At 68.8% G+C, this 23,967-nt stretch carries 25 protein-coding genes; 17 read left to right on the forward strand and 8 right to left on the reverse strand.

Going from position 1 to position 23,967, the window contains the following annotated elements:
* The first annotated feature begins 58 nt into the window (after window positions 1-58).
* From ydcS to FG99_RS17185, 6 genes are all read left to right on the forward strand, one after another.
* The gene (gene ydcS / locus FG99_RS17160) at window positions 59-1,204 is read left to right on the forward strand and encodes a putative ABC transporter substrate-binding protein YdcS (RefSeq protein WP_043271337.1); all 1,146 of its coding nucleotides are present in this window, start codon (window positions 59-61) and stop codon (window positions 1,202-1,204) included.
* Between the two features lie 218 nt (window positions 1,205-1,422).
* Entirely contained in the window at window positions 1,423-2,451 is a 1,029-nt protein-coding gene (locus tag FG99_RS17165; RefSeq protein WP_043271339.1) for an ABC transporter ATP-binding protein, read from the forward strand.
* 1 nt (window position 2,452) lies between these two features.
* On the forward strand, window positions 2,453-3,403 hold the full coding sequence (locus FG99_RS17170) for an ABC transporter permease (RefSeq protein ID WP_043271340.1): 951 nt from the start codon (window positions 2,453-2,455) through the stop codon (window positions 3,401-3,403).
* On the forward strand, window positions 3,393-4,214 hold the full coding sequence (locus FG99_RS17175) for an ABC transporter permease (RefSeq protein WP_043271342.1): 822 nt from the start codon (window positions 3,393-3,395) through the stop codon (window positions 4,212-4,214). Before FG99_RS17170 ends, FG99_RS17175 begins: the two co-directional genes overlap by 11 nt.
* A gap of 244 nt (window positions 4,215-4,458) precedes the next feature.
* Window positions 4,459-5,883 (forward strand): gamma-aminobutyraldehyde dehydrogenase, encoded by a 1,425-nt coding sequence (locus tag FG99_RS17180; protein WP_043271344.1) that lies wholly within the window; start codon window positions 4,459-4,461, stop codon window positions 5,881-5,883.
* Window positions 5,884-5,985: 102 nt separating this feature from the next.
* Window positions 5,986-6,477 carry an ester cyclase gene (locus FG99_RS17185; RefSeq protein ID WP_043271346.1) on the forward strand — a complete coding sequence of 164 codons (492 nt, stop codon included), beginning with the start codon at window positions 5,986-5,988 and terminating at the stop codon, window positions 6,475-6,477.
* A 294-nt stretch (window positions 6,478-6,771) separates the two neighbouring features.
* Here FG99_RS17185 and FG99_RS17190 read toward each other — a convergent pair whose 3' ends face one another.
* The 4 genes from FG99_RS17190 to FG99_RS17205 form a co-directional block, all read right to left on the reverse strand.
* Window positions 6,772-7,809, reverse strand: coding sequence for a zinc-dependent alcohol dehydrogenase family protein (locus FG99_RS17190; RefSeq protein WP_043271348.1), 1,038 nt, complete (start codon window positions 7,807-7,809; stop codon window positions 6,772-6,774).
* A 77-nt stretch (window positions 7,810-7,886) separates the two neighbouring features.
* The gene (locus FG99_RS17195) at window positions 7,887-8,216 is read right to left on the reverse strand and encodes a hypothetical protein (protein ID WP_043271350.1); all 330 of its coding nucleotides are present in this window, start codon (window positions 8,214-8,216) and stop codon (window positions 7,887-7,889) included.
* A gap of 136 nt (window positions 8,217-8,352) precedes the next feature.
* Window positions 8,353-9,459 carry an NADH:flavin oxidoreductase/NADH oxidase gene (locus tag FG99_RS17200; RefSeq protein ID WP_043271352.1) on the reverse strand — a complete coding sequence of 369 codons (1,107 nt, stop codon included), beginning with the start codon at window positions 9,457-9,459 and terminating at the stop codon, window positions 8,353-8,355.
* A 102-nt stretch (window positions 9,460-9,561) separates the two neighbouring features.
* Window positions 9,562-9,888, reverse strand: a complete 327-nt coding sequence (locus FG99_RS17205) for a ferric uptake regulator family protein (protein ID WP_237143061.1) — start codon at window positions 9,886-9,888, stop codon at window positions 9,562-9,564.
* A 211-nt stretch (window positions 9,889-10,099) separates the two neighbouring features.
* On the opposite strand from FG99_RS17205, the gene FG99_RS17210 reads away from it, so the two are divergent.
* Genes FG99_RS17210 through FG99_RS17220 form a run of 3 tightly spaced genes read left to right on the forward strand, consistent with a single transcriptional unit; the run spans window position 10,100 to window position 12,113 of the window.
* Window positions 10,100-11,272 carry a PepSY-associated TM helix domain-containing protein gene (locus tag FG99_RS17210; protein ID WP_043271354.1) on the forward strand — a complete coding sequence of 391 codons (1,173 nt, stop codon included), beginning with the start codon at window positions 10,100-10,102 and terminating at the stop codon, window positions 11,270-11,272.
* A gap of 5 nt (window positions 11,273-11,277) precedes the next feature.
* Window positions 11,278-11,808, forward strand: coding sequence for a hypothetical protein (locus tag FG99_RS17215; RefSeq protein WP_043271356.1), 531 nt, complete (start codon window positions 11,278-11,280; stop codon window positions 11,806-11,808).
* Window positions 11,805-12,113, forward strand: coding sequence for a hypothetical protein (locus FG99_RS17220; RefSeq protein WP_043271358.1), 309 nt, complete (start codon window positions 11,805-11,807; stop codon window positions 12,111-12,113). The genes FG99_RS17215 and FG99_RS17220 overlap by 4 nt, the downstream gene beginning before the upstream one ends.
* 10 nt (window positions 12,114-12,123) lie before the next feature.
* On the opposite strand, the gene FG99_RS17225 is transcribed toward FG99_RS17220, so the two are convergent.
* A complete protein-coding gene (locus FG99_RS17225; RefSeq protein WP_043271359.1) occupies window positions 12,124-12,873 on the reverse strand; it encodes an AraC family transcriptional regulator in 750 nt (249 codons plus the stop codon).
* A gap of 67 nt (window positions 12,874-12,940) precedes the next feature.
* Window positions 12,941-13,831, reverse strand: coding sequence for an ATP-binding protein (locus FG99_RS17230; protein WP_043271361.1), 891 nt, complete (start codon window positions 13,829-13,831; stop codon window positions 12,941-12,943).
* A gap of 81 nt (window positions 13,832-13,912) precedes the next feature.
* On the opposite strand from FG99_RS17230, the gene FG99_RS17235 reads away from it, so the two are divergent.
* From FG99_RS17235 to cmoB, 8 genes are all read left to right on the forward strand, one after another.
* Window positions 13,913-14,719: an AraC family transcriptional regulator gene (locus tag FG99_RS17235; protein ID WP_043271362.1), complete on the forward strand. Its 807-nt coding sequence runs from the start codon at window positions 13,913-13,915 to the stop codon at window positions 14,717-14,719.
* Between the two features lie 55 nt (window positions 14,720-14,774).
* Window positions 14,775-17,174 carry an endopeptidase La gene (lon, locus tag FG99_RS17240; RefSeq protein ID WP_043271364.1) on the forward strand — a complete coding sequence of 800 codons (2,400 nt, stop codon included), beginning with the start codon at window positions 14,775-14,777 and terminating at the stop codon, window positions 17,172-17,174.
* 620 nt (window positions 17,175-17,794) lie between these two features.
* On the forward strand, window positions 17,795-18,190 hold the full coding sequence (locus tag FG99_RS17245; RefSeq protein WP_043271366.1) for a protease inhibitor I42 family protein: 396 nt from the start codon (window positions 17,795-17,797) through the stop codon (window positions 18,188-18,190).
* 97 nt (window positions 18,191-18,287) lie between these two features.
* Complete coding sequence (locus tag FG99_RS17250; RefSeq protein WP_043271367.1) at window positions 18,288-18,950, forward strand: lysoplasmalogenase; 663 nt, start codon at window positions 18,288-18,290, stop codon at window positions 18,948-18,950.
* A 7-nt stretch (window positions 18,951-18,957) separates the two neighbouring features.
* Complete coding sequence (locus FG99_RS17255) at window positions 18,958-19,707, forward strand: substrate-binding periplasmic protein (RefSeq protein ID WP_009616466.1); 750 nt, start codon at window positions 18,958-18,960, stop codon at window positions 19,705-19,707.
* An 86-nt stretch (window positions 19,708-19,793) separates the two neighbouring features.
* Window positions 19,794-20,366 (forward strand): hypothetical protein, encoded by a 573-nt coding sequence (locus tag FG99_RS17260; RefSeq protein ID WP_009616464.1) that lies wholly within the window; start codon window positions 19,794-19,796, stop codon window positions 20,364-20,366.
* Window positions 20,367-20,482: 116 nt separating this feature from the next.
* On the forward strand, window positions 20,483-21,223 hold the full coding sequence (cmoA, locus tag FG99_RS17265; protein ID WP_043271371.1) for a carboxy-S-adenosyl-L-methionine synthase CmoA: 741 nt from the start codon (window positions 20,483-20,485) through the stop codon (window positions 21,221-21,223).
* Entirely contained in the window at window positions 21,220-22,188 is a 969-nt protein-coding gene (cmoB, locus tag FG99_RS17270) for a tRNA 5-methoxyuridine(34)/uridine 5-oxyacetic acid(34) synthase CmoB (protein WP_043271373.1), read from the forward strand. Before cmoA ends, cmoB begins: the two co-directional genes overlap by 4 nt.
* A 300-nt stretch (window positions 22,189-22,488) precedes the next feature.
* On the opposite strand, the gene pdxJ is transcribed toward cmoB, so the two are convergent.
* Window positions 22,489-23,232, reverse strand: a complete 744-nt coding sequence (gene pdxJ / locus FG99_RS17275; RefSeq protein WP_043271374.1) for a pyridoxine 5'-phosphate synthase — start codon at window positions 23,230-23,232, stop codon at window positions 22,489-22,491.
* On the reverse strand, window positions 23,225-23,929 hold the full coding sequence (gene recO, locus FG99_RS17280) for a DNA repair protein RecO (RefSeq protein WP_009616456.1): 705 nt from the start codon (window positions 23,927-23,929) through the stop codon (window positions 23,225-23,227). The genes pdxJ and recO overlap by 8 nt, the downstream gene beginning before the upstream one ends.
* Between the last annotated feature and the right edge of the window lie 38 nt (window positions 23,930-23,967).

Here is a 23,967-nt window from a genome sequence, read left to right on the forward strand (position 1 = left end):
GCCGTTGCTCGATTGACACTGCCCCACCAATAGAGACAACAAACGAGGGAGACATCGCATGCGCAAGACAGCACTGTTCAGCGCCATCACCACCGCCCTGCTGGCCAGCGCCGGCGTACAGGCCGCCGACGCCATCAAGGCGGTCGGCGCCGGTGAAGGCCGCCTGGACATCATCGCCTGGCCGGGCTACATCGAACGCGGCCAATCCGACAAGGCCTACGACTGGGTCACCCAGTTCGAGAAGGACACCGGCTGCCAGGTCAACGTGAAGACCGCCGCCACCTCCGACGAGATGGTCAGCCTGATGGCCAAGGGCGGCTACGACCTGGTCACCGCCTCCGGCGACGCCTCGCTGCGGCTGATCTACGGCAAACGCGTGCAGCCGATCGACCCCGAGCTGATCCCCAACTGGAAGAACGTCGATGCACGCCTGAAGGACGCGCCCTGGTACACCGTCAGCGGCAAGACCTACGGCACCCCGTACCAGTGGGGCCCGAACGTGCTCATGTACAACACCAAGGTCTTCCCCAAGGCGCCGGACAGCTGGAGCGTGGTATTCCAGGCGCAGGACCTGCCCGACGGCAAGCCGAACAAGGGCCGCGTGCAGGCCTACGACGGCCCGATCTACATCGCCGACGCCGCGCTGTATCTGAAGAGCACCCAGCCGGAACTGGGCATCCAGGACCCGTACCAGCTGACCGAGGCGCAGTACGGCGCCGTGCTCGACCTGCTGCGCAAGCAGCATTCGCTGATCCACCGCTACTGGCACGACGCGACCGTGCAGATGAGCGACTTCAAGAACGAGGGCGTGGCCGCCTCCAGCTCCTGGCCGTACCAGGCCAACGCGCTGAAGGCCGAGAAGCAGCCGATCGCCACCGTGTTCCCGAAGGAAGGTGTCACCGGCTGGGCCGACACCACCATGCTGCACGCCGAGGCCGCGCACCCGAACTGCGCCTACAAGTGGATGAACTGGTCGCTGGAGCCCAAGGTGCAGGGCGACGTCGCCGCCTGGTTCGGTTCGGTGCCGGCCGCGCCGGAAGGCTGCAAGGCCAGCGAGCTGCTGGGCGCCGAAGGCTGCGCCACCAACGGCTTCGACCAGTTCGCCAGGATCGCCTTCTGGAAGACCCCGCAGGCCGAGGGCGGCAAGTTCGTCCCGTACAGCCGCTGGACCCAGGACTACATCGCGATCATGGGTGGCCGTTAAGCACGAGGCTTCGCTTCGCGCCTGACTGGCTCCCCTCTCCCTTCAGGGAGAGGGGCTGGGGGGGAGGGGAATGCCCCATGCCGATGCCAAGGCTCCCCTCTCCCCGTCCCTCTCCCTGAAGGGAGAGGGGGCGCCCAGCCCACCATCCGTTTCTGATTCACCCGATTTTTCCGGGCAGGGCCTTCGCACGCCGAATTCCTGCCCCTGGAGCGTGCCCCATGACCACCCCCGCTGTTCAATTCACCCAGGTCTCCCGCCAGTTCGGCGAGGTGAAAGCCGTCGACCGGGTGTCCATCGACATCAAGGACGGCGAGTTCTTCTCCATGCTCGGCCCCTCGGGCTCGGGCAAGACCACCTGCCTGCGCCTGATCGCCGGCTTCGAACAGCCCTCCTCCGGCTCCATCCGCATCCATGGCGAGGAAGCCGCCGGCCTGCCGCCGTACCAACGCGACGTCAACACGGTGTTCCAGGACTACGCGCTGTTCCCGCACATGAACGTGCTGGAGAACGTCGCCTACGGTCTGAAGGTGAAAGGCGTGGCCAAGGCCGAGCGCCTCAAGCGCGCCGAAGAGGCCCTGGGCATGGTCGCCCTCGGCGGCTACGGCAGCCGCAAGCCGGTGCAGCTCTCCGGCGGCCAGCGCCAGCGCGTAGCGCTCGCCCGCGCCCTGGTCAACCACCCGCGGGTGCTGCTGCTGGACGAACCCCTGGGCGCGCTGGACCTGAAGCTGCGCGAGCAAATGCAGAGCGAGCTGAAGAAGCTGCAGCGCCAGCTGGGCATCACCTTCATCTTCGTCACCCACGACCAGAGCGAAGCGCTGTCGATGTCCGACCGCGTGGCGGTGTTCAACAAGGGCCGCATCGAGCAGGTCGATACCCCGCGCAACCTGTACATGCAACCGGCCACGCCCTTCGTCGCCGAGTTCGTCGGCACCTCCAACGTGCTGCGCGGCGACCTGGCCCAACAACTCACCGGCAACGCCCGACCGTTCTCCATCCGCCCCGAGCACATCCGCTTCGCCACTGGCGAGCGTGGCGCCGGCGACCTGGAGATCAGCGGCCTGCTGCACGACATCCAGTACCAGGGCGCCGCCACCCGCTACGAAATCCGCCTGGACAACGGCCAGAACCTCTGCCTGAGCCAGGCCAACAGCCAGTGGGACGCCGCCGCCGTGGCCCACCAGCCGGGGCAGCGCGTGACCGCGCGCTGGGCGCGCGAGGCCATGGTGGCGCTGAACGAGGGCGCCTGAGATGGAACTGACGATGAACGCGCAGGCGCCCACGGCCGGCAACGGCCCGCTGCGCCGCCTGTCCAACCTGCTGTACCGCAAGCCGACGCTGTACCTCTCGCTGCTGCTGGTGCCGCCGCTGCTGTGGTTCGGCGCCATCTACCTGGGCTCGCTGCTGACCCTGATGTGGCAGGGCTTCTACACCTTCGACGACTTCACCATGACGGTGACGCCGGACCTGACCTGGGCCAACTTCGCCGCCCTGTTCACCCCGGCCAACTTCGACATCATCCAGCGCACCCTGGCGATGGCGGTCGCGGTGTCCATCGCCAGCGGCGTGGTGGCCTTCCCCATCGCCTACTACATGGCGCGCTACACCAGCGGCAAGACCAAGGCCTTCTTCTACATCGCGGTGATGATGCCGATGTGGGCCAGCTACATCGTCAAGGCCTACGCCTGGACCCTGCTGCTGGCCAAGGGCGGCGTGGCCATGTGGTTCGTGCACCACCTCGGCCTGCAATGGCTGCTGGACCTGCTGATGGACGTGCCCGGCGTGGGCGGCAACACCCTGTCCACCTCGCACCTGGGGCGCTTCCTGGTGTTCGTGTACATCTGGCTGCCGTTCATGATCCTGCCGATCCAGGCCTCCCTGGAGCGCCTGCCGCCGTCGCTGCTGCAAGCCAGCGCGGATCTCGGCGCGCACCCGCGGCAGACCTTCCTGCAAGTGATCCTGCCGCTGTCGATCCCGGGCATCGCCGCCGGCTCGATCTTCACCTTCAGCCTGACTCTCGGCGACTTCATCGTGCCGCAGCTGGTGGGCCCGCCGGGCTACTTCATCGGCAGCATGGTCTACGCCCAGCAGGGCGCGATCGGCAACATGCCGATGGCTGCCGCCTTCACCCTGGTGCCGATCGTGCTGATCGCCGTGTACCTGTCCATCGTCAAACGCCTGGGGGCCTTCGATGCACTCTGACTCCTCATCTCAAGAGAAGGCCTCCTTCGGCCTGAAAGCCGCCGCCTGGGGCGGGCTGGTGTTCCTGCACTTCCCGATCCTGATCATCTTCATGTACGCCTTCAACACCGAAGACGCCGCGTTCAGCTTCCCGCCACAGGGCTTCACCCTGCACTGGTTCAGCGTCGCCTTCGGCCGCCAGGACGTGCTGGAGTCGATCAGCCTGTCGCTGAAGATCGCCTGCATCGCCACCCTGATCGCCATGCTCCTGGGCACCCTGGCCGCGGCCGCGCTGTACCGCCGCGACTTCTTCGGCAAGGAGGGCATCTCGCTGATGCTGATCCTGCCCATCGCCCTGCCCGGCATCATCACCGGCATCGCGCTGCTCTCGGCATTCAAGACGCTGGGGATAGAACCAGGCTTCCTGACCATCGTCATCGGCCACGCGACCTTCTGCGTGGTGATCGTCTACAACAACGTGATCGCCCGTTTCCGCCGCACCTCCCACAGCCTGATCGAGGCCTCGATGGACCTGGGCGCCGACGGCTGGCAGACCTTCCGCTACGTGATCCTGCCGAACCTCGGCTCGGCCCTGCTGGCCGGCGGCATGCTGGCCTTCGCCCTGTCCTTCGACGAGATCATCGTGACCACCTTCACCGCCGGCCACGAACGCACCCTGCCGATCTGGCTGCTCAACCAACTGACGCGCCCGCGCGACGTGCCGGTGACCAACGTGGTGGCCATGCTGGTGATGCTGGTGACCATGCTGCCGATCCTCGGCGCCTACTACCTGACCAAGGGTGGCGAGGGCGTGGCGGGGAGTGGCAAGTGACTACGGTGCCGTGCGGCCCTCTCCCTAACCCTCTCCCTGAAGGGAGAGGGGACTTGATCGGAGCAGGAGGAAACCAAGGCCTCAGCCGGCACGTACGGCTCCCTCTCCCTTCAGGGAGAGGGCGGGGGGAGAGGGAAAAGCCCCGCTCCGACATAACAGACCCCCTCAGGACTGCCGAAACCGGCGGCCCCATAAAAGAAACCCCAACGAATACCTGCAAGCCCTGACCAAGAGGACTTAAAGAATGCAAACCAAACTGCTGATCAACGGCCAACTGGTCGCTGGCGAAGGCGAGAAGCTCGCCGTGCTCAACCCCTCCCAGGGCACCACCCTGGTGGAGATCGCCGAGGCCACCCCGGCCCAGGTCGACGCCGCCGTGCAGGCCGCCGACGCCGCCTTCGACGCCTGGTCGCAGACCGCGCCGAAGGACCGCTCGCTGCTGCTGCTGAAACTGGCCGACGCCATCGACGCCCACGCCGAGGAACTGGCCCGCCTGGAATCCAACAACTGCGGCAAGCCCTACAGCGCCGCGCTGAACGACGAACTGCCGGCCATCGCCGACGTGTTCCGCTTCTTCGCCGGCGCCAGCCGCTGCCTGCAGGGTTCCGCCGCCGGCGAATACCTGCCCGGCCACACCTCGATGATCCGCCGCGACCCGATCGGCGTGGTGGCCTCCATCGCGCCCTGGAACTACCCGCTGATGATGGTCGCGTGGAAACTCGGCCCGGCCCTGGCCGCCGGCAACACCGTGGTGCTCAAGCCCTCCGAGCAGACGCCGCTGACCGCCCTGCGCCTGGCCGAGCTGATGGCCGACATCTTCCCCGCCGGCGTGGTCAACCTGGTCTTCGGCCGCGGCCCCAGCGTCGGCGAGCCGCTGACCACCCACCCGAAAGTGCGCATGGTCTCGCTGACCGGCTCGGTCGCCACCGGCAGCCGCATCATCGCCGGCACCGCCGACACCGTGAAGCGCATGCACATGGAGCTGGGCGGCAAGGCCCCGGTGATCATCTTCGACGACGCCGACATCGACGCCGCCGTGGAAGGCATCCGCACCTTCGGCTTCTACAACGCCGGGCAGGACTGCACCGCCGCCTGCCGCATCTACGCGCAGAAGGGTATCTACGCCAAATTCGTGGAGAAACTGGGCGAAGCCGTCGCCAGCATCCGCTACGGCGAGCAGGACGACCCGGACACCGAACTCGGCCCGGTCATCACCGAGCAGCACCTGGAGCGCGTCATCGGCTTCGTCGAACGTGCCCGCCAGCAGCCGCACATCGAGGTGGTCACCGGCGGCAAGCGCGCCGACCGCCCCGGCTTCTTCTTCGAACCGACCGTGCTGGCCGGCGCCCGCCAGGACGACGAAGTGGTGCGCCGCGAGATCTTCGGCCCCGTGGTCTCGGTCACCGAGTTCGACGACGAGGCGCAGGCGCTGGCCTGGGCCAACGACTCCGACTACGGCCTGGCCAGCTCGGTGTGGACCAGCGACATCGGCCGCGCCCACCGCCTGGCGGCCCGCCTGCAGTACGGCTGCACCTGGGTCAACACTCACTTCATGCTGACCACCGAGATGCCCCATGGAGGCATGAAGCTTTCCGGCTACGGCAAGGACATGTCCATGTACGGGCTGGAGGACTACACCGCCGTTCGTCATGTGATGTTCAAGCACTGAGGCAAGTCGCCGGGCTCCCGCCTTCGCGGGGGCCCAGCGCCTTCCCCGCACCCAGGGCCACCCGGCCCACAACCCGCGGGCGCGCCCGCAACGGAGGCAAGCATGCGTCACCTCGTCAGAGCGTTCTACCTGCTGTCGCTGTTCACCCTCGCCGGCCTGGCCCAGGCCGCCAGCTCTTCATCCCAGGAAACACCGAAACAGATAGTCGACGCCTACATGGCCGCGTGGAACGCCCACGACGCCGAGAAGGCCGCCGGCTACCTGGCCAAGGACGCGGAGTACTTCGACGTCACCGTCGGCACCCCGCAGAAGGGCCGCGAGGCCACGCGGGACAACGTGATCAAGGTCTTCGTCGGCGCCGTGCCGGACCTGAAGTGGAAGATGAACGGCAAGCCCATCGTCGACAAGGACGGCATCGCCTTCCAGTGGACCTTCAGCGGCACCAACACCGGCGCCTGGGACGCGCAGACGCCGGCGACCAACAAGCCGCTGTCGTTCGACGGTGTGAGCTACGTGAAGGTCAAGGACGGAAAGATCGTTTACCAGGGGGATTACTACGACGCCCTTGGGTTGCATAAGCAGTTGGGGTGGTGAGGTTAACGTGGGGCTGTTGGTGCTATGCCCACCAGCCCTCTCCCCCGCCCTGGCTGCGCGCCCCGCTCCGAAGGGAGAGGGAGCTATCCGTGCCTGCGGAAAGGAATGGTGCTCACCGGCAGCATCGATGTCGCCGGCGAGCATCAATGTTGCGCTTCAAACCATAAGGCCCCCTCTCCCTTCAGGGAGAGGGTTGGGGAGAGGGAGCGGAGTCAATCCATCACGCCAACATCGCAGGAATACACGGTTCGCGAGCAAGCTCGCTCCTACGAAAATACGAAAAGCACCCCGCTATCAAACCTCGATAATCACCTTCAACGCCTTGTTCTGCGCCGCCTTGCCGAAGGTCTCGTAGGCCTGGAGGATGTCGCCCAGGGCGAAGCGGTGGGTGATCAGCTGTTCGGGCTGCAGCTTGCCGGCCTGCACGCTCTTGAGCAGCATCGGCGTGGTCACCGCGTCCACCAGGCGGGTGCGCAGGGTGATGTTGTGCGACCACAGGCGCTCCAGGTGCAACTCCACCGGCACCCCGTGCACACCGAGCACGGCGATGTCGCCGCCGGGTGCGATCAGTTCCTCGCACAGGCTGAAGGTGCTCGGCACGCCCACCGCTTCCACCGCGCTGTCCACGCCCAGGCCGTCGGTCAGCGCTTTCACCTTCTCCAGCAGTTGCGGGTCGCCGGCATTGAAGCAGTCGGTGGCGCCGAAGCCCTTCGCCACTTCCAGGCGGTTGTCGTCCAGGTCGATCATGATGATCCGCGCCGGCGAGTAGAACTGCGCGGTGAGCAGCGCGGCCAGGCCCACCGGGCCGGCGCCGACGATGGCGAGGTTGCCGCCGGGCTGCACGCGGCCGTTGAGCACGCCGCATTCGAAGCCCGTGGGGAGGATGTCGCTGAGCATCACCATGGCCTCCTCGTCCACTTCGGTGGGCAGGTGGTAGAGGCTGGTGTCGGCATGGGGGATGCGCACCTTCTCGGCCTGGGTGCCATCGATCAGGTGGCCGAGGATCCAGCCGCCGGTGCGGCAGTGCGAGGTCATGCCCTTGCGGCAGAAGTCGCACTTGCCGCAGGCGCTGATGCAGGAGATGAGCACGCGGTCGCCGGGCTTGAACTGGCTGACCGCCGCGCCGACCTGCTCGACCACCCCGACGCCCTCGTGGCCGAGGATGCGTCCGGGTTTGCAGGCCGGCACGTCGCCCTTGATGATGTGCAGGTCGGTGCCGCAGAGCGTAGTGCGGACCAGGCGCACCACGGCGTCGCCGGGGGCCTGCAGTTCGGGGTCGGGGCGCTCTTCCAGGGCGATGTCGCCGACACCGCGGTAGACCAGGGCTTTCATGGCCGGGCTCCTTTCGGGGAATGGTCAGGACAGGCTAGCCCCGCCCCGGCGACAGGCAGCTGATCCCGATCAAAGGCTCACTCGGCGCTGGGCAGCTCGGTGATGTGGATTTCCGTCAGCAGCGGCTCGGGCTTGAGCTGGCTGCGCTTGAGCAGCGGGCAGAAGCGCGCCAGGCTGCCGATCAGCTCCCACTGGATTTCCAGGTCGCCGGCCAACTGGGCGATGTCGTTCAGGGCGCGCTGGCCGGCCTGCTGCAGGCGCGGGTCGGCGCTGCGGCCCAACTCCAGGGAAAGCTGGCCGATCAGGGTGCTGAGGGCGGACATGTTGCGCGTCGCCAGGGCCAGGATGTTCGCCAGCAGGGCGATTTCCGACTCCGGCACGGCGGAGGGTGGGGTGCGTGCGTCCATGCGTGTACCAGTGGGAAGTGCGTCGTCCTGACGCGTTGCGGCGGAGCATAGCAGCAAAATGCCTGCATACGATCCATTTCATATTTTGTTGTACGAAAGTGCTGGCACGCCGCCCGACGGACGGCGCGCCATGGCCTCAGGCTTCGCCCAGGGGTTTGCGCATCGGCGTGCCGCGCTGGGCCGCGCGCAGGTATTGCGCCGGCCAGGGCACCTGCTGGCCGCCCAGTTCGTCGGCGGCGTTGAGCGGCCAGTAGGGCTCGCGCAGCAGTTCGCGGGCCAGCAGGATCAGGTCGGCCTGGCCGGTGCGCAGGATGTGCTCGGCCTGCACCGGCTCGGTGATCATGCCGACGGTGCTGCTGGCGATCTCGGCCTCCTTGCGCACGCGCTCGGCGAACTGCGTCTGGTAGCCCGGGCCCACCGGAATCTCGGCGTTCACCGCGGTGCCGCCGGAGGACACGTCGATCAGGTCGACGCCCAGGTCCTTCAGGCGCCGGGCCAGCGCCACCGTCTCGTCGGGGTTCCAGCCGTCCTCCACCCAGTCGGTGGCCGACAGGCGCACCAGCAGCGGCAGTTCCTCAGGCCAGACCTCGCGCACCGCCTGGGTCACTTCCAGCAGGTAGCGGATGCGGTTCTCGAAACAGCCGCCGTACTGGTCGCGGCGCTGGTTGGACAGCGGCGAGAGGAACTGGTGCAGCAGGTAGCCGTGGGCCGCGTGCACCTCCACCACCTTGAAGCCCGCCGCCAGGGCGCGCTCGGCGGAACGGACGAAGGCCTGGGTGACCTCGGCCATCTGCGCCTCGGTCAGCGCCGTGGGCGTGGTGTGCTTGGGGTCGAAGGGAATGGCCGACGGCGCCAGCGGCACCCAGCCGCCCTCGGCCACCGGCATGCTGCCCGGCTTGCCCAGCCAGGGCGCATAGGTGCTGGCCTTGCGCCCGGCGTGGGCCAGCTGGATGCCGGCCACAGCGCCCTGGGATTCGATGAAACGGGTGATGCGCCGCAGGGGCTCGACCTGCTCGTCCTTCCACAGGCCCAGGTCGCGGTCGGTGATGCGCCCTTCCGGAACCACCGCGGTGGCTTCCACCAGGACCAGGCCGGCGCCACCCACGGCGCGGCTGCCCAGGTGCACCAGGTGCCAATCGTTGGCCAGGCCGTCCTCGGCCGAGTACTGGCACATGGGGGAAACGCCGATGCGGTTGGGCAAGGTCAGTTGGCGCAGGGTCAGGGGCTCGAACAGCTGGCTCATGGCTACACTCCCTCAGGTTCTTTCAACGAATGATCGACACTTCAACTGTAGACCGGGTTGGCCGGCCGACACGTCAATCGTTCGTCCACGAACCCCTCGGCCCTAAGCCAACAGCTCTGTCTCCAGGCCGTAGCGGCGCTGCGCATCGCGGCGCAGCACGCCGCTGGCATGCAGGCGCCGCAAGGTCTGGCGCACGCAGTTGGGCGAGATGGGCGCGGCTTCGTCCAGCAGGCGCTGGTGCAGCGCCGAAACGCTGTAGAAGCCGCCGGAGCAGAGCACGTCCAGTACCTTCAGGCGCGGCAGGCTGCAACGCAGGCCGGCGCGTTCGAGCAACTTGCGCGCCGGGCGCAGTTCGCGGCGCAGCGCCAGCGGCAGGACCTCGGGCCGGCCGTCGGCGGCCGCGTCGGGGAAGCGAGGGTGGAGGGTCACGAAAGAGTCCTTTTCCGGGCCGCCATTGCGGCTTTCTCTAATGAAGACGAACGAGCGGGGCAAAACCGGCAACCGGAGCGATGAAATAATTTATTGCAAACCCACTGGCCGATTTCTCCGTCTCATCCGTCCTTATCCATAGAATCCCCGGCCAATGGCGGGGCCCCGGCGGCATCGCCGCCTCCTCCACTGCGTGAAGCCTGAAGCCCCCATGTCCAAGAAATCCCGTGCCAGGAACTGGTTCCTGATCCACAGCTGGCTGGCCTTGCCCATCTGGTTCTTCGTCTTCCTGGTGTGCATCACCGGCACCCTGGCCACCGTCAGCCAGGAGATCGTCTGGCTGGCCAACCCGGCCATCCGCGCCAACGCGCCGCCCGGCGACGCCCAGCGCCTGGGCTACGACGCCCTGCTGGCCGCGGTCCGGCGCCAGCAGCCGCAGGCCCATGTGCAGGGCCTGCACGTGCCGAGCGAAGAGCACTTCGCCATAGAAGCCCAGGTCAGCTACCCGGACGCGCGCAACGCCACCCTCTACGTCAACCCGTACAGCGGCGCCATCCAGGGCGAGGCGCCGCTGTTCGACTTCCGCAACTTCACCCGCGCCCTGCACGGCTGGTGGCTGGTGCCCTTCAGCCACGGCTACAGCTGGGGCTGGTACCTGGTGACGCTGCTGGGCCTGCCGATGCTGGCCTCGCTGGTCACCGGGCTGGTGGTCTACAAGCGCTTCTGGCGCGGCTTCCTCGCCCCGCGCCTGCGCCTGAACCAGGGCGCGCGCATCTTCTGGGGCGACTTCCACCGCCTGACCGGGATCTGGTCGATCTGGTTCATCGCGGTGATCGCCGTCAGCGGCACCTGGTTCCTGGTCCAGGCGGTGCTCTACGACAACGCCATTTCCATCTCCAGCGAGGGCGTGCCGGCCATCATCCAGCCCGAGCAGGTGCCGCCGGGCGTCGACGGCGGGCCGCCGCCGCGCATCGGCCTGGACCAGGCGCTGGCCGTCGCGCAGCGCGAGATTCCCGGCTTCGAGCCGCGCTACCTGACGCTGCCGGGCGACGCCTTCGCGCCCATCGGCCTGCTCGGCCACGGCTGGTTCCCGCTGCTGTTCGAGCGCGCCAAGGTCAACCCCTACGACGGCAGCCTGGCCGCCACCCGGCGCCTGGGCGACCGCAGCGGCCTGGAGTTCTTCAGCGAATCCATGCGCCCGCTGCACGTGGGCGACTTCGGCGGGCTCTGGGTGAAACTGATCTGGTTCGCCTTCGGCCTGCTGCTCAGCCTGATGGTGCTCAGCGGCCTGCAGATCTGGAGCAAGCGCACCCTGCTGGCCACCGCCAAGCAGTTGAAGAAGAAACAACGCGCCCCGCAGCGCACCGCGGCCCTCACGGAGTGAACGCCATGCCCGCCCGTCAATCTTCGCGCCTGCGCCGCCAGTGGCTGCGCTGGCGCTTCCACCTCAGCGCCCTGCTGGTGCTGATCCCCCTCGGCTACCTGCCGGCGTTCCTCCACGACGCCCGCGTCGACCGCGGCCTCACCGGCCTGGGCGAACGCGAGGTCGGCGAACTGCAGGTCGGCCCCTGGCACGCGCGCCTGGCCGAATGGGAAGTCGGCGACCCCGAGGACGAAGGCCGCGCCGGCCACCTCAAGGCCTTCACCCTGGCCTGGTGCCAGGGCTGCGAGCAGCGAATCCGCGCGGCCTACCTGCGCATCGGCCGGCCCTACAGCCTGAGCGCCCCCGGCGCGCTGCTCAGCGGCAGCCCGTACCAGCAGTTCACCGAGGTGGCGGTGCCGCCACGCGCCCGCGCCGACGACCAGCTGTGGCTGACCGTCGAAGCCTGGGACGGCAGCGTGCACCAGGCCAGCCTGCCCCTCGCCGAGGCCTCCCCGTCGCTGGTGGCCTGGCTCGACCGCCAAGGAGCGTCCCGATGAAAGCCCTGCTTCCCCTCCTCCTGCTGGGCCTCGCCCCGCAGGCAATGGCCCACGCGCCCTTCCTCGAATGCAAGGCCCTGGACGCCGAACGCATCCGCTGCCTGGGCGGCTTCAGCGACGGCAGCCAGGCGCAGGGCGTGAAGCTGCGGGTCCTCGGCCATGACGGCCAGACGCTGCTGGAAGAACGCCTGGGCGCCGACTCCAGCCTGACCTTCCAGCGCCCGGCGGTGCCCTACTTCGTGCTCTTCGACGTCGGCCCCGGCTACCGCGCCGAGGTCGATTCCCGCGACATCGCCGGCCCCTGAGGCGGCCGGCTCAACCTCGGCGCAGGGCCCCGGGCGTGAGCCCCAGGTAGCGGCGCATCGCCGTGGTCAGGGCGCTCTGGCTGGAGAAGCCGCACTCCTCCGCCACCCGCACCAGCGCCAGGTCGGTCTCGCGCAGCAGGCGCGCGGCGGCGTCCAGGCGCTGCTTGAGCAGGTACTGGTGCGGCGTCAGGCCGACGCTGTCCTTGAACTGGGCGTGGAAATGACTGGGGCTCAGGCAGGCCACCTGGGCCAGTTCGGCCACCGTGATGCGCCGCGCCAGGTGGCTGCGGATGTGCCCGTCCAGGCGCTGCATGTCCAGCGGGCCGGTGGCCGGCCGGGGCGTCTCGCCGAACAGGCGCAGGTGCAGGGCGCGCAGCAGCACGCCGCCCAGCGCCCTGGCCAGCAGCGGGTCGCTGCCGTAGCGCGCCAGTTCCGCGCCGGCGTAGCTGAGCAGGTTCTGGAAGTCGGCATCCAACGTCGGGTAGCGCGGCGCCTCGAACAGCCGCGCCAGCAGCTCGCGGTCCTCGTCCGCCACGCCTGGCGCCTGCAGGTCGAGGATCAGCATGCGGTTGTCGCCCGTACCGGCGAAGGCGTGCCGGGCATCCCCCGGCACCAGGCAGGCGCGCATGCGGCAGACCTCGCCGCCGCGCCCGTCGACCTCGAACTCGGCGCGGCCGGCCAGGGCCATCACCAGTTGGTGATGTTCGTGGTCGTGGGCGTGGGACTGCTCGGGCAGGCGAGCGAGGCGTGCGTGCAACATCGGCAGGAGGCGTGCGTGGCTTTCCCGCACTCTAGCGAAGTTGCGCGGCCCTGCCCAGCCGCGCCGGTCAGCCGGCGTGGCGCCCGGCGTAGTCGCGGGCGAACTGCGCGGCGATGCGCCCGGAGCGCGAGCCGCGGTGGGTCGCCCAGCGGATCGCCTCGGCGCGGCTGGCCTCGATGGCCTCCTCGCCCAGGCCGTGGGATTGCAGCCAGCGCGCCACCGCCTCCAGGTATTCGTCCTGGCTGAAGGCATAGAAGGAAATCCACAGGCCGAAACGTTCGGACAGCGAGACCTTCTCTTCCACCGCCTCGCCCGGGTGCAGCTCGCCGTTCTCGCCGCGGGAGAAGGCCAGGTTGTCGGCGGCGCGCTCGGCCAGCAGGTGGCGGCGGTTGGAGGTGGCGTAGATCAGCACGTTGCCGGCCTGCCCCGCCACCGAGCCGTCGAGCACCGTCTTCAGGCCCTTGTAGCCGGTCTCGCCGTCCTCGAAGGAGAGGTCGTCGCAGAACAGGATGAAGCGTTCCGGGCGCTGGCGCACCAGCTCGATGATCTGCGGCAGGTCGCCCAGGTGTTCCTTGTCCACCTCGATCAGGCGCAGGCCCTCGGCGTGGAAGGCGTACAGGCAGGCCTTCACCAGCGAGCTCTTGCCGGTGCCGCGGGCGCCGGTGAGCAGCACGTTGTTGGCCGGGCGGCCCTGGACGAACTGGCGGGTGTTGCGCTCGATCAGCGTCTTCTGCCGCTCGACGTTGCGCAGGTCGTCGAAGGCGATCAGCGCCGGCTCGCGCACCGGCGTCAGTTGCGCCTGGGCCACCCCGGCGTGGGGGCGGTATTCCCAGAGGTAGGCGATCACCTCCGGCTGCAGCGCCTGGGCCGGCTGCGGCGGCAGGTTGCGCTGCAGCAGGTCGGCGATGCGGGTGAGCTGTTCGGTGAGCGGTTGCAGGGCACTGGCGAAATCGGACATGGGAAAAACCGGGCGCGAGGGGATTGGCGAGCATGCTAGTAACGGGCGAGACTGGCCGTCTAACGCAAAACGGGCGATGAAATGCGAGAAGCGGACATTCCTTCCATCCACGGCGACCAGCACGCCACCGGCCCGGTGACCGCCGTCGCCCTGGACTACGCCGACGGCCACCAGGTGCCCAGCCACAGCCACCAGCGCGCGCAGCTGCTCTATGCGGTGCGCGGGGTGCTGGTGGTGGGCACTGCCGGCGGCCTCTGGGTGGTGCCGGACAACCGTGGCCTGTGGATTCCCGCCGGCGTCGAGCACTGGACGCGGATGGTCGGCGAGGTGCGCGTGCGCACCCTCTACATCGAGCCGGACAGCGCGCCGCACCTGCCCACCGCGTGCACGGTGCTGGCCATTTCGCCGCTGCTGCGCGAGCTGATCCTGGCCGCCGTCGGCATCGCCGGCGAGGTCCCGGCGGACAGCCGCGACGGCCGCGTGCTGCGCCTGCTGCTCGACGAGCTGACCAGCGAGCCGGCGCTGCCCCTGCACCTGCCGCTGCCCAACGAGCCGCGCCTGCGCCGGCTGTGCCGGGACATGGGCCTGGACGCCGGGCTCCAGGACTGGGCCGCGCGGGCCAAGGTCGACGCCAAGACGGTGCGCCGCTGGTTCCTGCGCGACACCGGGCTGACCTTCGGCCAGTGGCGCCAGCAGGCCCGCCTGCTGCGCGCCCTGGAGCTGCTGGGCAGCGGCGCCAGCGTGCTGGAGGCGGCGCTGGAGGTCGGCTACTCCACGCCCAGCGCCTTCAGCGCCATGTTCAGCCGCCAGTTCGGCCGCCCGCCCAGCGACTTCCTGCGCCCGCCGCGGGAAACCTCCGGCAACAGGCCGCGCTCGTCGGGGAATTGAAAGTCGCGGGCCGATTCCCCATCTAGACTGTCATGTTCAATCAGTCAGGTGCCTCATGAGCGACCAAGACGAGATTCACGATATCCACAGCGCCGAGGAGGTCACCGGGACCGGCCTGGTGCTGCCCGGCCAGAAGCTGCCGACCACCGTCTACGTCATCCCGATCCACAACCGCCCGTTCTTCCCCGCGCAGGTGCTGCCGGTGATCGTCAACGAGGAGCCCTGGGCGGAAACCCTGGAGCTGGTGGCCAAGACCGACCACCACAGCCTGGCGCTGTTCTTCATGGACAACCCGCCGGACGACCCGCGCCACTTCGACCCCGACAGCCTGCCCGAGCACGGCACCCTGGTGCGCGTGCACCACGCCAGCCGCGAAGGCGGCAAGCTGCAGTTCGTCGCCCAGGGCCTGGCGCGGGTGCGCATCCGCGGCTGGATCAAGCGCCACCGCCCGCCGTTCCTGGTCGAGGTGGACTACCCGCACACGCCCAGCGACTCCAGCGACGAGGTCAAGGCCTACGGCATGGCGCTGATCAACGCGATCAAGGAGCTGCTGCCGCTCAACCCGCTGTACAGCGAGGAGCTGAAGAACTACCTGAACCGCTTCAACCCCAACGACCCCTCGCCGCTGACCGATTTCGCCGCGGCCCTGACCACCGCGCCCGGCAACGAGCTGCAGGAGGTGCTGGACACGGTGCCGATGCTCAAGCGCATGGAGAAGGTCCTGCCGCTGCTGCGCAAGGAGGTGGAAGTCGCGCGCCTGCAGAAGGAACTGTCGGCCGAGGTCAACCGCAAGATCGGCGAGCGCCAGCGCGAGTTCTTCCTCAAGGAGCAGCTCAAGACCCTCCAGCAGGAGCTGGGCATCACCAAGGACGACAAGAGCGCCGACGCCGACGAGTTCCGCGCCCGCCTGGAAGGCAAGATCCTCCCCGAGCAGGCGAAGAAGCGCATCGACGAGGAGCTGAACAAGCTGTCGATCCTGGAGACCGGCTCGCCGGAATACGCGGTCACCCGCAACTACCTGGACTGGGCCACCGCGGTGCCCTGGGGCGTGCTGGGCAAGGACAAGCTCAGCCTGCCCCACGCGCGCAAGGTGCTGGACAAGCACCACGCCGGCCTCGAAGACGTCAAGGACCGCATCCTCGAATTCCTCGCCGTGGGCGCCTTCAAGGGCGAGATCGCCGGCTCCATCGTGCTGCTGGTGGGCCCGCCCGGGGTGGGCAAGACCAGCATCGGCAAGTCCATCGCCGAGAGCCTCGGCCGGCCGTTCTACCGCTTCAGCGTCGGCGGCATGCGCGACGAGGCGGAGATCAAGGGCCACCGCCGCACCTACATCGGCGCCCTGCCGGGCAAGCTGGTGCAGGCGCTGAAGGACGTCGAGGTGATGAACCCGGTGATCATGCTCGACGAGATCGACAAGCTCGGCGCCAGCTACCAGGGCGACCCGGCCTCGGCGCTGCTGGAGACGCTGGACCCGGAACAGAACGTGGAATTCCTCGACCACTACCTGGACCTGCGCCTGGACCTGTCCAAGGTGCTGTTCGTCTGCACGGCCAACACCCTGGACTCCATCCCCGGGCCGCTGCTCGACCGCATGGAGGTCATCCGCCTGTCCGGCTACATCGCCGAGGAGAAGCTGGCCATCGCCAAGCGCCACCTGTGGCCCAAGCAGCTGGAGAAGGCCGGGGTGCCGAAGGAGCGGCTGTCGATCAACGACGCCGCCCTGCGCGCGGTGATCGAGGGCTACGCCCGCGAGGCCGGGGTGCGGCAGTTGGAGAAACAGCTCGGCAAGCTGGTGCGCAAGGCCGTGGTCAAGCTGCTGGAAGACCCCGAGGCCAAGCTGAAGATCGGCGCCAAGGACCTGGAGAGCTACCTCGGCATGCCGGTGTTCCGCACCGAGCAACTGCTCTCCGGCATCGGCGTCATCACCGGCCTGGCCTGGACCAGCATGGGCGGCGCCACCCTGCCCATCGAGGCGACGCGCATCCACACGCTGAACCGCGGCTTCAAGCTGACCGGGCAACTGGGTGACGTGATGAAGGAGTCGGCGGAAATCGCCTACAGCTACATCACCGCCAACCTGAAGAAGTACGGCGGCGACGCCAACTTCTTCGACCAGGCCTTCGTCCACCTGCACGTGCCCGAGGGCGCCACGCCCAAGGACGGCCCCAGCGCCGGCGTCACCATGGCCAGTGCCCTGCTGTCCCTGGCGCGCAACCAGGCGCCGAAGAAGGGCGTGGCCATGACCGGCGAGCTGACCCTCACCGGCCAGGTACTGCCCATCGGCGGGGTGCGCGAGAAGGTGATCGCGGCGCGCCGGCAGAAGATCCACGAGCTGATCCTGCCGGAAGCCAACCGCGGCGACTTCGAGGAACTGCCGGACTACCTCAAGGAAGGCCTGACGGTGCACTTCGCCAAGCGCTACGGCGACGTGGCCAAGGTGCTGTTCCCGGCCTGAGGGCCAGCGCTGCGCCGGAACGCTCTTCGTAGGATGGGTTGAGCTTGCGATATCCATCGGACACTGGTGATGGGTATCGCTTCGCTCAACACCATCCTACGGGGTGTTGTGTTTGCCGGAGGGTGTAGGACCTTGTCCGCGATAGCCGGAACTATCGGCGCGATTCGCGGATGAGATCCGCTCCTACGCCGCCCCACCTACACCATTCCCATGTAGGAGCGCGCCCTGCGCGCGAAATCGCGGGCAGGGCCCGCTACAGGTTGCCCCGAGGCACGGCATTCCCCCGGAGCGGACCTTGTCCGCGATGGCCGGCCATCCCGGCGCAATTCGCGGATGAGATCCGCTCCTACGCCGCCCCACCTACACCATTCCCATGTAGGAGCGCGCCCTGCGCGCGAAATCGCGGGCAGGGCCCGCAGGTTGCCCCGAGGCACGGCATTCCCCCGTAGGAGCGGACCTTGTCCGCGATCGCCGGCCATCCCGGCGCGAGCTGCAGGCTGACACGGCTCGCGCCTACGAAGAGCCTCTCACCCATGCCGTTCCCTGGGGACGTATGGCCCCACCGCGTCGGACCTTTGCGATATCCTCCCGCCTGTCCGGACCCAGCCCGAGGAGTCGTCATGCCGTCGCCCCGCCCCCTGCTCGCCCTGCCCCTGCTGTTGCTCGCCGCCTGCGCCAGCCAACCCAAGCCCGTGGTCAGCCTGGAAGACGACAAGCCCTGCAAGCCCCTGGAACTGCACCAGGGCCAGGAACTGGTGCTAATGCTGCCGAGCAACCCCACCACCGGTTTCCGCTGGGAAGTGCGCAACCCTGCCAGCCACGTGCTGGCCAGCCTGGGCCCGGAGGTCTACAACAATCCCGAGGACAGCGGCCTGGTCGGCAGCGCCGGCGAGTCCACCTGGCGCTTCCGCGTCACCGCCAGCGGCGAGGACCACCTGCAACTGGCCTACCGCCGCCCCTGGGAGGCCGACGTCGCCCCCGAGCGCACCTTCGACTGCGCGCTCAAGGCGTACTGAACGCGGCGCCAAATACCACCCGATCTGACGCCCGCGGCCTGGGGCGGCGGCGACGGCTGCGGCACAGTCGACGCACCCTGCTGCGGAGAATCGACAGATGCGCTGGCTGCTCCCCCTGGCCGTCCTCGCCGGCCTCGCCTACCTGCTCGGCATCGCCCTCGACCTGCCCTGGCTGCGCATGCTCTGCAAGCCGCTGCCGATCATCGCCCTGCTCGGCTGGGTGAGCCGCGAACCCGCCACAGCCTACCGCCGCTGGATCACCCTGGGCCTGGCGCTATCGCTGCTCGGCGACGTGCTGCTGGAATGGCCGCTCAACGCCTTCGTGCCCGGCCTGTGCGCCTTCCTCCTCGCTCACCTGGCCTACCTCGCCGCCTACCTGGGCGAGACGCGACGCCCCGCCCCGCTGGCCCTGGCCTGTGCCGCAGCGCTGGGCGGCGGCCTGTTCCTGCTGCTCGACCGCCAGGGCCTGGGCCCGCTGCGCCTGCCCATCGCGGCGTACAGCCTGGTGATCGCCAGCATGCTCTGGCGCGCCCTGGCCCGGCTGCCGCAGGCCTCGCCCAGCGCCCGCCTGGCCGCCGCCGGCGCCCTGCTGTTCGTGATCTCCGACGGCATGATCGGCATCAACCGCTTCGTCTCGCCCTTCGCCGGTTCCGGCTACGCCATCATGCTCAGCTACTGGCTCGGCCAGCTGGGCATCGCCGCCTCGGTTAGTGCGCGCCATACGCCTCTGCCATACTCGCAGGCGAACCCCCTCGCCTGAGGACGCCATGCTGCGCGCCACCCTCACCGCTCTGTGCTGCGCGGCAGCCCTGGGCGCCACCGCCGAGCCGCTGCGCCTGGGCGGCGACGACTGGTGCCCCTACCTGTGCCCGCAGACGCCGGAGAAACCCGGCTACCTGCTCGAAGGCCTGGGCCAGGCCCTGCCCGAGCCGCCGCAGTTCGAGAACCTGCCCTGGTCGCGGGCCCTGCAGATGGCCCGCGAAGGCCTGATCGACGGGGTGATCGGCGCCTACGCGGAGGAAAGCCAGGGGCTGCTGATCGGCCGCGAACCCATCGCCTGGGCCGACATGCATTTCTACACCCGCGCCGACAGCGACTGGCGCTACCGCGACCCGGCCTCCCTCGACGGGCTCGCCGTCGGCCTGGCGCAGGGCTATTCCTACGGCGAGCAACTGGACGCCTGGCGCGACCGCAACCTGGACGACCACGAGCGGGTGCAGGTCCTCAGCGGCGAGCGCGTGCTCGAACGCAACCTGCAGAAGCTGCTGCTCGGCCGCGTCGACGTGGTGGTCGAGGACCGCCGCATCGTCGACCGCTACCTCCAGCGCCAGGGCCTCGCCGGGCAGGTCCGCAGCGCCGGCGAGCTGCCCAGCCCGCGGCCGATGTACGTGGCCCTGAGCCCACACCTGAAGAACGCCGACGCACGCCTGGCGCAGCTCGACGAGGGCCTGCGCAGGCTGCGCGAAGGCGACGCCTGGGCACCGCTGATGCGCGAGTACCTGGTCTCTGTCGACTGACACATTCGCCCTGTAGAAAAGTCCGGCAGGCGCTGCCGTCATCGTCTATAGATCAAATACCAGGGAGTATCGAATGGAGAGGTTTCATGCGTGCTGAAGTCCGTTTGCTGGGGATGCTTGGAACCTGTCTGATGCTTGGCGCGTGCGGCAGCCTGCTGCCCAGCGAACGCGCCGAGGTGCAGTCTCCCTTCATCGACTACCAGGACGCCGAGCACCGCTACGAACAGGTGGTGCCGGGCCGGACCACGCGCTCGCAACTGCTCAGCCTGGGCTTCGACCCGCTGACCCAGGGCAACGCCAAGATGCTCTCGTTCATCGACGTGCGCCTGCTCTTCGTGCAGCCGAACATCCCCATCGACTACCTGCCCGACGGCCTGGTGACCTGCCTGCAGGCCAAGGACCGCTGCATCGGCTATTCCTTCGACTTCAACAAGACCGACAGCCAGCGCATCGGCAGCTTCTGGGCCGACATGTTCAACTTCCGCAAGCGCCGCCAGGTCCAGGGCTGGTCGTTCCGCCCGGTGTTCGTGCTGATCGACGACGTGGTGGTGCACAAGGTCAGCAACGGCGAGCCGAACATTCGCCGCGTGGAAGACAAGAAGAACCCCCTGGGCCCGCTGCAGGGCGCCGGCGAGTACTTCTCCGACAAGCTCAAGTGAGGCGCCGGGCTCGTCGCCCGGAGGTTGGGGCGCCGCGCCCCGCTCGGCTACAATGCGCACCCCGGCGCCCGAGACTGGCGCCGGCCGTCCGCACCACCGTACCGAGGCCCCACCGCGTGAGCGAGTCTGACCGCATCTTCGCCCAACCCCTGGAACACGTCGCCGACTTCACCTTCAACGAGGACGTGGCGCGCGTCTTCCCGGACATGATCAAGCGCTCGGTGCCGGGCTACCCGACCATCGTCGAGAACATCGGCGTGCTCGGCGCGCGCTTCGCCCAGCCGCACAGCCTGATCTACGACCTGGGCTGCTCGCTGGGCGCGGTGACCCAGGCGCTGCGCCGCCACGTCAGGGCCGACGGCTGCCGGGTGCTGGGCGTGGACAACTCCGCCGCCATGCTGGCGCGCTGCCGCGAGTACCTCAGCGCCCAGGACGCCATGTACCAGGAACTGCTGCCGGCGGACCTGCTGGAGGCGGACATCCTGGCCATGGACTTCCAGAGCTGCTCGCTGGTGGCCATGAACTTCACCCTGCAGTTCATCGAGCCGGGCAAGCGCCTGGAGTTGCTGCAGCGCATCCGCCAGGCCCTGCTGCCCGGCGGCGCGCTCATCCTCTCGGAGAAGCTGCGCTTCAGCGACAACGCCGAGCAGGAGCTGCTGAACGAGCTGCACCTGGACTTCAAGCGCGCCAACGGCTACAGCGAGCTGGAAATCGCCCAGAAGCGCACCGCCATCGAGAACGTGATGCGCCCGGACACCCTGGACGAGCACCGCGAGCGCCTGGCCCGGGCCGGCTTCTCCAAGGTGGTGCCGTGGTTCCAGTGCCTGAACTTCGCCTCGCTGGTCGCCCTGCCATGATCGAACGCTTCGCCCTCGACGGCCTGCGCCGGGAACTGGCCGGCACGCCCCTGCAAGCCTGGAGCGAATCCCTCGCCGCGCAGCTCGCGGCCAAGGTGGCGGACGGCCACGGCGACCTGGAACGCTGGCTGGCCGCCGTCGACCAGTTGCCCGGACTGCGCGCCGAAAACATCGAGTTGGCCCGCTGCTTCGCCCTGGAAGGCCCCTGCGACGAAGCCACCCGCACCGAACTGAAGACTGCCCTGCAAGGGCTGATCCCCTGGCGCAAGGGGCCCTTCGACGTGTTCGGCGTGCACATCGATACCGAGTGGCGTTCGGACTGGAAATGGGAGCGCGTCTCGCCGCACCTGGACCTGGCCGGCAAGCGCATCCTCGACGTCGGCTGCGGCAACGGCTACTACCAGTGGCGCATGCTCGGCGCCGGTGCCCGCAGCGTGGTGGGGGTGGACCCGAACTGGCTGTTCTTCTGCCAGTTCCTGGCCATGAAGCGCTACCTACCGGAGCTGCCCGCCTGGTACCTGCCGCTCACCCTGGAGGAGCTGCCTTCGAGCCTGGAAGGCTTCGACACCGCGTTCTCCATGGGCGTGCTCTACCACCGCCGCTCGCCCATCGACCACCTCTATGCGCTCAAGGACTGCCTGCGCCGCGGCGGCGAACTGGTGCTGGAAACCCTGGTGGTGGAAGGCGACGTCACCACCGTGCTGGTGCCGGAGGACCGCTACGCGCAGATGCGCAACGTCTGGTTCCTGCCCTCGGTGGCGGCCCTGGAACTGTGGCTGCGCCGCGCCGGCTTCACGGATGTGCGCTGCGTCGACCAGAGCCGCACCACGGTGGAGGAACAGCGTTCCACCCAATGGATGCGCTACCAGTCGCTGCCGGAATTCCTCGACCCGCACGACCCCAGCCGCACCATCGAAGGCCTGCCGGCGCCGCTGCGCGCCACCCTGGTGGCGCGTAAGCCCTAGCGAATCGCGGGCAGGGGGAATGCCGTGGGTGGGGTTGCGTAGGAGCGGATCTCATCCGCGAACCGCGCCGGAACCTCCGGCTATCGCGGACAAGGTCCGCTCCTACCATACCGGCGGAACGGCTTTTCGTAGGATGGGTTGAGCTTGCGATACCCATGCGGTTGCGCTGATGGGTATCGCTTCGCTCAACGCCATCCTACGAAAAGCAGTCTCGGCGTAGGGCGTATAACCGTTCGCGGTTATACGCCGATACACCGCCGCCTCCACCAACGCCGAGGCCGCGCCCGGCCCCCCTAGGGCTCAGCGCTTGGCCGCCGCCACGATCAGCGCCTTCATCTCCGCCACCGCCTGCTTGAAGCCGACGAACAGCGCGTGGGCCACCAGGGCGTGGCCGATGTTCAGTTCGTTGATCCCGGCGATCGCCGCCACAGCCTCTACGTTGTGGTAGTGCAGGCCGTGGCCGGCGTTGACGATCAGCCCGTGGGACAGGCCGGCCTCCACGCCATCGCGGATGCGCGCCAGTTCCAGCGCGGTTTCCGCCACGCCGTGGGCGTCGGCGTAGCGCCCGGTGTGCAGTTCGATGGCCGGCGCGCCGACGCGGGCGGAAGCCTCGATCTGCCGCGGGTCGGCGTCGATGAACAGCGACACCTCGCAGCCGGCGGCGGCCAGGCGCTGCACCGCGGCGTGGATGCGCGCCTCCTGGCCGGCCACGTCCAGGCCGCCTTCGGTGGTCAGTTCCTGGCGGGTTTCCGGGACCAGGCAGACGTGGGCCGGGCGGATCGCCTCGGCGAAGGCCAGCATCTCCTCGGTCACGCCCATCTCGAAGTTCATGCGCGTCTGCAGCACCTCGGCGAGCACGCGCACGTCGCGGTCCTGGATGTGCCGGCGGTCCTCGCGCAGGTGCACGGTGATGCCGTCGGCGCCGGCTTCCTCGGCGTCCAGCGCCGCTTTCACCGGGTCCGGGTAGCGGGTGCCACGGGCCTGGCGCAGGGTCGCGACGTGGTCGATGTTGACGCCGAGGAGGATGCGGTTGGCTTCAGTCACGGGGAGGTTCCTTGCGATTCATGAAGAGTTCGCGGCTGACCAGCGGTCGGCCGCCGAGGTGCGGCGCCAGGGCCTGGCGCATCAGGCGCTTGGCCGCGGCCAGGGCGCCGGGGGCGCTCCAGTCGGCCTCGGCCATGGCCAGTAGGTCGGCGCCGTGGAACAGGCCCGGCTGGAAGCCGCCCACCGGCTCCAGGCCGGCGTCGGGCAGCAGGCGGTAGAGGCCGCCGGGGACGATATCTTGTCCGACAATATCGCGATCGAGGGCGAAACCATAGCCCAGCTCGTCCAGCAGCCGCCATTCGAAGGCACGCAGCAAGGGCTCCAGCGGGCGTCCGGCGGCCAACGCCGGCAGGGTCGCGCGGTAGTGCTCGAACAACCCGGGATGGGCGACCTCGGCCGGCAGCACACGAATCAGCAGTTCGTTCAGATACAAGCCGCTGAACAGCGCCTCGCCCGCCAGCAGGTTGGGGATGCCGGCAGCTTCCAGGCGGCTGACGTTCTTCAGCTCGCCGCGGCCGCGGAATTCCGCCTCCAGCGGCACGAACGGCCGCGCCAGCGCCCCGGACTTGCCGCGCGCGCCGCGCAGCACGGCGCGCAGGCGGCCTTCGGGGGTGAAGAAGTCCACCAGCGCGCTGGTTTCCTTGTACGGGCGGCTGTGCAGGATGAAGGTCGGCAGGGGAACGCTGACGAGGCTCATGCGCGGGTGCGGCCTTCAGGCGGCCCGTTGGAGCGGGC

The sequence above is a fragment of the Pseudomonas sp. AAC genome (assembly GCF_000725445.1).
In the GTDB taxonomy this organism is placed as follows: Bacteria; Pseudomonadota; Gammaproteobacteria; order Pseudomonadales; family Pseudomonadaceae; genus Pseudomonas; species Pseudomonas citronellolis.